6 protein-coding genes are annotated in these 9,448 nt (G+C 27.9%); 3 read left to right on the plus strand and 3 right to left on the minus strand.

Annotated elements, in window-relative coordinates; translation table 11 throughout:
* The first annotated feature begins 52 nt into the window (after positions 1–52).
* A complete protein-coding gene (locus AVBRAN12640_RS06380) occupies positions 53–2,392 on the plus strand; it encodes a heavy metal translocating P-type ATPase (RefSeq protein WP_336608979.1) in 2,340 nt (779 codons plus the stop codon).
* Between the two features lie 13 nt (positions 2,393–2,405).
* Here the strand turns inward: AVBRAN12640_RS06380 and AVBRAN12640_RS06385 are convergent, their stop codons facing one another.
* On the minus strand, positions 2,406–4,409 hold the full coding sequence (locus AVBRAN12640_RS06385; RefSeq protein ID WP_336608980.1) for an ATP-dependent helicase: 2,004 nt from the start codon (positions 4,407–4,409) through the stop codon (positions 2,406–2,408).
* Positions 4,410–4,513: 104 nt separating this feature from the next.
* On the opposite strand from AVBRAN12640_RS06385, the gene AVBRAN12640_RS06390 reads away from it, so the two are divergent.
* Together AVBRAN12640_RS06390 and purU are read left to right on the plus strand one after the other, a co-directional pair.
* A complete protein-coding gene (locus tag AVBRAN12640_RS06390) occupies positions 4,514–7,123 on the plus strand; it encodes a valine--tRNA ligase (RefSeq protein ID WP_336608981.1) in 2,610 nt (869 codons plus the stop codon).
* 3 nt (positions 7,124–7,126) lie between these two features.
* On the plus strand, positions 7,127–7,954 hold the full coding sequence (gene purU, locus AVBRAN12640_RS06395; protein WP_214118690.1) for a formyltetrahydrofolate deformylase: 828 nt from the start codon (positions 7,127–7,129) through the stop codon (positions 7,952–7,954).
* Positions 7,955–8,091: 137 nt separating this feature from the next.
* Here purU and AVBRAN12640_RS06400 read toward each other — a convergent pair whose 3' ends face one another.
* A complete protein-coding gene (locus tag AVBRAN12640_RS06400) occupies positions 8,092–8,742 on the minus strand; it encodes a hypothetical protein (RefSeq protein WP_336608982.1) in 651 nt (216 codons plus the stop codon).
* A gap of 45 nt (positions 8,743–8,787) precedes the next feature.
* Complete coding sequence (locus tag AVBRAN12640_RS06405) at positions 8,788–9,429, minus strand: hypothetical protein (RefSeq protein ID WP_336612976.1); 642 nt, start codon at positions 9,427–9,429, stop codon at positions 8,788–8,790.
* Positions 9,430–9,448: the final 19 nt, after the last annotated feature.

A 9,448-nucleotide genomic window follows, 5' to 3' on the forward strand; every position in this document is an offset into this window, starting at 1 on the left:
ATTATTTTATAAATTAAAAATAAAATTGTCAATAAAATTAAAGGAAATTATCTTGAAGTGCTCTCATTGTAAAATAGATTTTGATAAAAATAGTATGATTTTTCAAGGCAATAACGCATTTTGCTGTAATGGTTGTAAAAATGTTTTTAATCTCATAAATGAAAATAATTTAGAAGATTTTTACAAAAATGCTTCAAATTTATCTAAAATTAATGAGCAAATTTCTTATGATGAGAACTCTTTTTACATAGAAAAAGAAAATAATTATGAAAAAATTTTAATTTTAATAGATAATTTACATTGCGCAGCTTGTGTATGGCTTATTGAAAAAATGCTGCTTAAAAATGAAGGCGTATTAGAAATTAATATAAATTATCAAACAAAAAGAGCAAGTATAGAATATAATCCTAATAAAACTAAAGCAAAAGATATATTAAATATAATAATATCTCTAGGCTATATCCCACTAGCTTACAATCCAAATACAACAATGAAAGCTAAAAGAACTCATATTGAGTTTTATTCAAAACTAATTGTAGCAATTGCTTGTGTTATGAATATTATGTGGCTTAGTATCGCAAGATATGCTGGGTATTTTTCTAGTATGGAGCAAAGCGTTCAAGATATTATTAATTTTGCTGAATTTGTTTTATGCACTCCTGTGCTTTTTTATAGTGCTTCATCTATGTTTAAGAGCGCAATTTCTGCTTTAAAAAATAAGATTTTAAATATGGATTGCCTAGTTACATTTGGGGCTAGTTTAGTTTATATTTATAGTATTTATGCTATGTTTGCAAGACTTTCTTATGTGTATTTTGATAGCGTAGCTATGATAATTTGCTTTGTTTTTATAGGTAGATTTTTAGAACAATTATCATATAAACAAGCTTTAGAAAATATTGATTTTTTAAGTGATTTATTAAACGCTAGTGTAAACATTGTTAAAAATGACAAAATAGAAAAAATAAGCGTTACTAAAATAAAAAAAGATGATGTAATTAGAGTGTTTTTAGGGGATAAAATCTTAATAGATGGCACTTGCAAAAGCTTACAAGCTAGATTAAATCTAAGTGCTATTACAGGCGAGAGTGAATTAGTTGATATTAAGCAAGGAGATTTTATAAAAAGTGCTAGCATGGTTGAATGTGCTAGTTTTGATTACATAGCAAATTGCACTTTTCAAGATAGCTATATTAATAAACTTGCAAAATTACTAAATAAAACCAAAAAATCAAACCTAGAAAAACTAACTGATAAAATTGGTGTTTATTTTTGTTATGCGATTTTTAGCATTGCATTTTTGTGCTTTTTATATAATATGAGCGATATTCAAGAAGCAATTATTAGAAGCGTTAGTTTATTAATTATTGCTTGTCCTTGTGCTCTTGCACTTAGTGCTCCTGTTGGAAATCTTTTGTGCTTACACGAAGCTTTAAAGCTTAAAGTATTATTTAAAAACTCAAATTATATTGAAAATCTTAGTAAAATTGACATAGCTGTATTTGATAAAACTGGGGTTTTAACAAAATCAAAATTAGAATTATTAAGCCAAATAAATCTAAATGATTATGAAAAAAGCATTTTAAAAGCAATTTTAGATAAAAACAATCACTTCATAGCAAGTTCGCTAAATGAATATATAAAAGATACTAAGCCTAGTTTAAAAGACTTTAAGCTCACGCAATTAAGCGGCTTAGGAGTGATTGCGGAATTTGAAAATGATAAATACTATTTAGGCTCTGCAAAATTATTAAATAATCATAATATTAATGCAAATTCTAAAAACGAAACTGAAATGTTTTTTGCTAAAAATGATGAGATTTTAGAGCATTTTGTATTTTCTAATCAATTAAATGATGATGCTTTAGAGCTAATAAATTATTTTAAAAAGCAAAATATAAAAGTAATAATGCTATCAGGGGATAAGCAAAAGCCTTGTGAAAAAATAGCAAAAGAATTACAAATTGATGATTTATATAGTGAATGCTTGCCCGAAGATAAGCTTAAAATAATTCAAAATCTTAGTAAAAATAATAAAGTCTTAATGGTAGGTGATGGCATAAATGACGCACTAGCTTTAAAATTAGCATTAGTATCAATTAGCTTTAAAAACGCTACTAATTTAGCCCTTAATTCAAGTGATATAATTATGCTTGATAATAAATTAATAGGCATTAAAAACTCTCATTTATTAGCAAAAAGAACTTATAGACTAATAAAAACAAACCTAGCATTAAGCTTTTTATACAATATAATTAGCATTCCACTAGCTTTTATGGGGCTTATAAATCCATTAATTGCTAGCATTTTTATGTCGCTTAGCTCAATTTGTGTGATACTTAATTCTATAAGAATTAAAAATTATGCTAAAAAAATAAAGAATTTAAAATAAGATTTAAATTCTTTTAATTTTTCTTACCTTCATCAATAAAAATTGAGCGTATTGCGTCTGTTTTATCATCTTCTTTTTGCCTTTTAGCCCAGCTCATAATAAGTTCATCTTTTGCCCTTGTAAGTGCTACATAAAATAATCTTCGCTCTTCATCAATACCCCCAGCACTTTTGCTAAGCTTTAGATTTGGAAATCTACCTTGTGCTAAGTCAATCAAATAAACAATTTCAAATTCCAAACCTTTACTAGCATGAACGGTTAAAAGCTGAACTCCTTTAGTATTTTCATAATCAATATTTAAAATAGTTTTTTCATAAAATTCTTTAAAAGTATTGTAGTTTTTCGCATCGTCTAAAATATATTTACAATTATTTTTAATATTTTCTAGCTTTTGCTCTTTTATCTCATTGACTATTTTTGCACCTTTAAAAGAACGCTTAGCTGCAAGATTATTGATAATCAAGCTAAAAATCTTAGATGAATAAGCATTATTTAATAAAACGCTAGGATTATCAATATTTTCATTTTCTTTTAAGAATTTATAAAGTTCTTCAAGAAAGGTTACATTATCAAATTTTAATTCTTTTAACAATAAAACAGGATTATTTTTAAACTCGGTTGCTAAAAAGCTAAACTCACTTTGCTTAGCTTGATTTTGAGTGCTTGCAAACAGACCAAAAGCCTCATCGCTTTTAGCTAAAAAATCGTAATTATCTTTTTTAATAGGTCTTAAAATACCTTCTAATAAAGAGCCATTTCCTAATTCTAAAAATGCTTTATAAATAATATTTACCTTAGCATTTCCAACACCTTTACTCTCTAATAAAATCCCTAAAAAACTTAAAATATCACTATTTTTATTAGTTAAATTAGCTAGATTTATAAGAGTATTTATTTCTTTTAATTCATAAAAACTACTGCCACCTTTTCTAGCTATTTTAATGCCCTTTTGCTTTAGGCTTCTTTCCATTAAATCACCGCTTGAATTATTGCGATAAATCACTGCAATATCAGCTCTATTATTTGCTTCAAGTTTGCTTAAAATATCATTGGCAATGAATTCATATTGTTCGTTTGCTAGATTAAAACTATGTAATTTAATAGGTTTTGTAGCTTCTTTTCTAGTTACGATTAGCTCTTTTGGATATAGTCTTTCGTTTTTTGTAATAACCCTATTTGCAAATTCTAAAATATTGCTAACGCTTCTATAGTTTTTATTAAGTGAATAAATTCTAGCATTTTTATATCTATCTTTAAAACTTCCAATTATTTCTATATTTGCCCCATTAAACGCATAAATGCTTTGGTCATAATCTCCTACGCAAAAAAGAGATTTTTTAGGGATTGCGTCTAAAATCGCACTTTGAAGATTATTTGTATCTTGATATTCATCTACTAAAACTTCATAAAAAGGCTCATTTTTATAATCATTTGTGAAAAAATCCTTAGCATTTAGCAATAAATCATCAAAATCATAATAATTATGAGCTTTTTTTTGCTCTTCGTATTCACTTAAAACTTTGCAATAAAAATTAATATTATCGCCTTGCTCTTCATAATTAGCCTTCAAATATCCACGAAAATCATCAACTAAATTAGTATTATTAAACCTTGAATAAATATCGGCTAAATATGAATAATCAAACAAATCATCTTTATTAGGAGAATATTTTTCGTAAATACTTTTTAACAAGGCTCTTAATTCACTATTTCGCTTAAGCTGAATATTTTTATGCTTTTTAAGATACTCAAGACTAATTGCGTGAAATGTCCCACTTACAATGCCTTTTATCTTGCTTGAGCCGAGTTTTTTTTCAAGTCTTGCTATCATTTCACGAGCGGCTTTGTTTGTAAATGTAAGTAGCATAATGCTATTTGCTTTAGCACCATCATTTAATAATTTTTCTATCCTTGCAACTATTGTGCTTGTTTTTCCTGTTCCTGCACTTGCTATTATTAAATTACTACCTAAACTAGTATTAACCGCCGCAAATTGTTCATCATTTAATCTATTCAAAACATCTCCACAAATTAAATTAAAAGCCAAAAAGTCTAGCAAAATAACCTAAAAATAAGCAAAAATTAATAAAATGGCAAAAAACACTAATTTAAGGATTATTTATGAGCGATTTTTACAATCCAAAAGAAATTGAAAAAGATTATTATGAATTTTGCAAACAAAAAGGCTATTTTGAAATAGATGGAAATAAAAATATTCAAGAAAATGGCAAAAACTTTGCAATTATGATGCCACCGCCAAATGTTACAGGTGTTTTACATATAGGACACGCACTTACTTTTACACTTCAAGACATTATTACAAGATATAAAAGAATGGATGGCTTTAAGGTGCTTTATCAACCTGGACTTGATCACGCAGGCATTGCTACTCAAAATGTAGTTGAAAAGCAACTTTTAGCAAAAGGGATTAAAAAAGAAGAATTAGGCCGTGAAAAATTCATAGAAAAAGTATGGGAATGGAAAGAGCAAAGCGGTGGAGCTATAGTTAAGCAAATGCAAGCACTAGGCATTACTCCAGCATTCTCAAGACTTCGTTTTACTATGGATGAAGGGCTTCAAAACGCCGTTAAAAAAGCTTTTGTGGACCTTTACAATAAAGGCTTAATAGAGCAAAATAACAGAATGATAAACTGGTGCACAAAAGATGGAGCATTAAGTGATATTGAGGTTGAATATGAAGAAAATAAAGGCAAACTTTATCATATAAGATATTTTTTAAATGATAAGGATTATTTAGTAGTTGCAACTACTAGACCTGAAACTTATTTTGGCGATACTGCCGTAATGATAAATCCTAATGATGAAAGATATAAACACTTAGTTGGTAAAGAAGTTACGCTGCCTATTATAAATCGTAAAATAAAAATCATAGCTGATAGCCATGTTGATATGAGCTTTGGAACAGGAATTGTAAAAGTAACACCAGCTCACGATAATAATGACTATGAAGTAGGACTTAGACATAATTTAGAGTTTTTAACTATTTTTGATGAAAATGGAATTTTAAACGAGCATTGTGCTGAGTTTAAAGGACTTGAAAGACTTGAGGCTAGAAAAATAGTAGTTGATAAACTAAACGAATTAGGCTTTATTGAAAAAATTGAAGATTATGTAAATCAAGTTGGACATTGTTATCGTTGTAAAAATATCGTTGAGCCGTATATTTCTAAACAATGGTTTGTAAAAACTGATATCGCAACAAAAGTTATAGAAAAGGTAAATAATGGTGATGCTAAGTTTTATCCAGCTCATTGGATAAATAGCTTTAATGCTTGGCTAAGAGAATTACGCCCTTGGTGTATCAGCAGACAACTTTGGTGGGGACATCAAATTCCTGTTTATTATTGTGATGAGTGCGAACATATTCATGTAAGTGAAAGCAAGGTAGAAAAATGCGAAAAATGTGGCTGTGATAGTATCACTCAAGATAAAGATGTACTTGATACTTGGTTTAGCTCGGGACTTTGGGCATTTTCAACTCTAGGTTATAACAATGGCGATTTTGGTAAAGGCACTTTATGGAATGAAAGTGATATAAAAGACTTTTATCCAAATTCGCTTTTGATTACAGGCTTTGATATATTATTTTTCTGGGTATGTAGAATGCTATTTCAAAGTGAAAATGAGCTAGGCGAAATCCCATTTAAAGACATTTATCTTCACGCACTTGTAAAAGATGAAAACGGACAAAAAATGAGTAAGAGCAAAGGCAATGTAATTGACCCACTTGATAGCATTGATAAATATAGTGCTGACATTTTACGCTTTACTTTAGCACTTTTAGCCGTTCAAGGAAGAGATATAAGAATGAGTGAAGATAGAATGATTTTAGTTCGTAACTTCACAAATAAGCTTTATAATGCGGTAAATTTCTTACTACTTAAAGGTAAGGATTATAAGATACTAGGTAGCTATAAAACAACACTAGGTATTTATATAAACGCAGAATTTCAAAAATGCGTAAATGAAACTCGCAAAAACTTAGATGAATATAGATTTAATGATGCTGCTATGAATATTTATAAGTTTTTATGGGATGAGTTTTGTGATTATGGAATTGAGTTTAGCAAGGCTGATGAGAGTAGTATAGATGAGCTTGCGAGCGTATTTTTAAACGCTATGAAATTACTTAGTCCATTTATGCCATTTATTAGTGATTATTTATATCATAAATTAAGCGGGACAAGTATTTTTGAAAATGGCTCAATTATGGTAGAAAAATATCCTAAAATAAATGAAATTTCAACCACTGAAGAGCAAATTATCAAAAACTACGAGCTTTGTAAAGAAGCGATTAATAGCCTAAGAAGTATCAAAAAAACAGCAAATATTACTGATAAAAACGCTCCGGCACAAATTATAAGCGAACATAAATTTGATGAATATTATCTAAAACTAATAGCAAAATTAGCTAAAGTAGGAGAATTAAGCCAAGATGAAAATCCTAAAGAAAGCTTTAGCGTAAATGTTAGCACGAACCTAAAAACCGCTATTTTTATAGATAGCAAAGCACTTGATGAAATGAAAGCTAAGTTAGAAAATAGATATAAAAAAGTTCTAGCAGAATACGAAAAGCTAAACAAAATGCTAAGTAATGAAAAATTCGTAGCTAACGCACCAGCACAAGTTGTAGAACAAAACAAAATTGCTATGCAAAAAGCTGAAAACGAATTAAATGAAATAAAAGCTGAATTAAATAACATAGGATAAATTATGAATGAATATATCTTAAAAATCACTTGCCCTGATAAAAAAGGGCTTGTGGCTATTATCTCAAATGAGATTTATAAGGCGGGATTTAATATAGAAAGCAATAATGAATTTGTAAATAGCGATACAAATTCTTTTTATTTTCTAGCGATTTTAAGCTCAAGTGAAAGTGTAAAAGATGATTTTATAAACAATTTAAAACAGATTTTAACAGACGCACAAATCACATTTAGCCCAAAAAGAAAGAAAAACATAATAATCCTAGCTTCAAAAGAACTTCATTGTTTAGGTGATTTGCTACTTGCAAACTATGAAGATGAACTAAATGCAAATATCTTAAAAGTTATGGCAAATCACGATTTAAGCGATTTTGTGAAAAGATTTGATATAGATTTTAGCCTAATTGATACTAGCAAAGATAAAGAACTTTACGAGCAAGATATAATTCAAGAGATTAAAAAATACAATGTTGATTATATAGTATTAGCAAAATATATGCGGATTTTAAGCCCAAATTTTGTAAATACTTTTAAAGATAAAATCATCAATATTCATCATTCTTTTTTACCTGCATTTATCGGTGCAAATCCATATCTACAAGCTTATGAGCGTGGGGTTAAAATCATAGGAGCAAGTGCGCATTTTGTAACGGATAATTTAGATGAAGGGCCTATTATTTTTCAAGACATAGTTAGAGTAAATCACACTTATAATTCAAAAGATTTAAGAAAAGCAGGTAAAAAAATAGAAACTCTAGTGCTAAGAAATGCCCTTGAAAAAGTGTTTGATGATAAAGTATTTATTGCAGGTAATAAAACAATTATATTTTAAAAAATTTTGAAAATACAATTAGGGTTTAAGTTTTTAAGCCTTAATTTTATTAAACTCCTTAGCTTATTAAACAAATATAATAATTTGTGATTAGTTTTAAAATTATGCTAATTTTTACGATTTTAAATTCTTTTAATCTAAACTTTTTTATCGTATAAATTCTCGCCATTTTTATAGGCTAAAAATATAGCCAACAAATCTCTTTCATTTTTGATTTCAGTTTTATTTAATTTGCTTAAAATCTCTTCCATACTTTCACGAATATTATCACTTTTCACTTCTATGGGTTTAAACTCATCTTTTTTAAGTTCTTCGCTAGTTTCTTCTATATTATCTTTTAGATTTTCTTGCTTAAGCTCGTTTATACGCTTTAAGTATTTTTGCTTAAATTCATTCACGCTAATATCACTTGCAAAAAGTTCTTTAATCTCATAATCATAATTAGCAGTGTAATCGTTATTTAAGGCATTTTCTTTTAAAAATGCCTTAATATCCTTTGCCTCATCATCGTTTTGAAAAAGCTTAGAAATAAACATTTCAGGATGAAGCCTAGCATAGCTAAAATCTCGCATATAAACATAAAATATAGAAATATCACTAATATTTGTCGATGCATTATTGTTACTTATATTATTGTTTTCTTGACTATCATTTTTACCTTTAAACAAAGCGATATTACTTAATTCTTTTAAGTATTTATTCTCTTCTTCTGGTGTTTTTGCTTTTTGATAATCTTTATAAGCGTCATTCCAATTTCTTAGATTTAAATCATTAAAATTAATTTTCATTTTTTACTCTTTTGATAAAAATTAAGATTTTTAAATTCTTTTATTTTAAACCCTTTTATCATATAAATTCTCGCCATTTTTATAGGCTAAAAATATAGCCAACAAATCTCTTTCATCTTTGATATTTTGAATATCCATTTTACTAAGTATTTCTTCCATACTTTCACGAGTGCTTGTGCCTTTTACTTCTATGGCTTCGAATGGTTTTTCTTTAGTTTGTTCTTCTTTTTCTTCTTGTTTAATTTCTTCTTTAGTATTTATTGCATTATTTCTTAAATTTTCTTTTTCTTTAACTCTAGCTTGTAATTCTTCAACGCTTGGCATTTTCTTACTATCTATATAACCTAAAGGAAAATCATCAGGCAAACCTAAAGATGACATATTTAGTGAGTTTAGCGTTCTATCAAGCTCTTTTTTATCAATTTCTACCCAATTTTTCATAAATTCTTTGCTTATTTCTTCTACTAAATCAGGGTCTAATGCTCCAAACACACAATAACCTGCCTTTTCTCCAAGATTTAGATTTTTATCATTTATTGGATTGTAAGTCGGATCGTTTTCTAGCTTTTGCTGAGCTAGTTTTAGATATTCTAAACTAGCCCCATCATTTGCTTTATTTTGTGAGTTTTTATTATTAAGTGTATTTACATAAGTATTTGAAAAATTATTTACTCCATTAACCATCATAACAAATCCCTATACTTTC

Origin of the sequence: Campylobacter sp. RM12640, assembly GCF_020137595.1 — a bacterium.
In the GTDB taxonomy this organism is placed as follows: Bacteria; Campylobacterota; Campylobacteria; order Campylobacterales; family Campylobacteraceae; genus Campylobacter_E.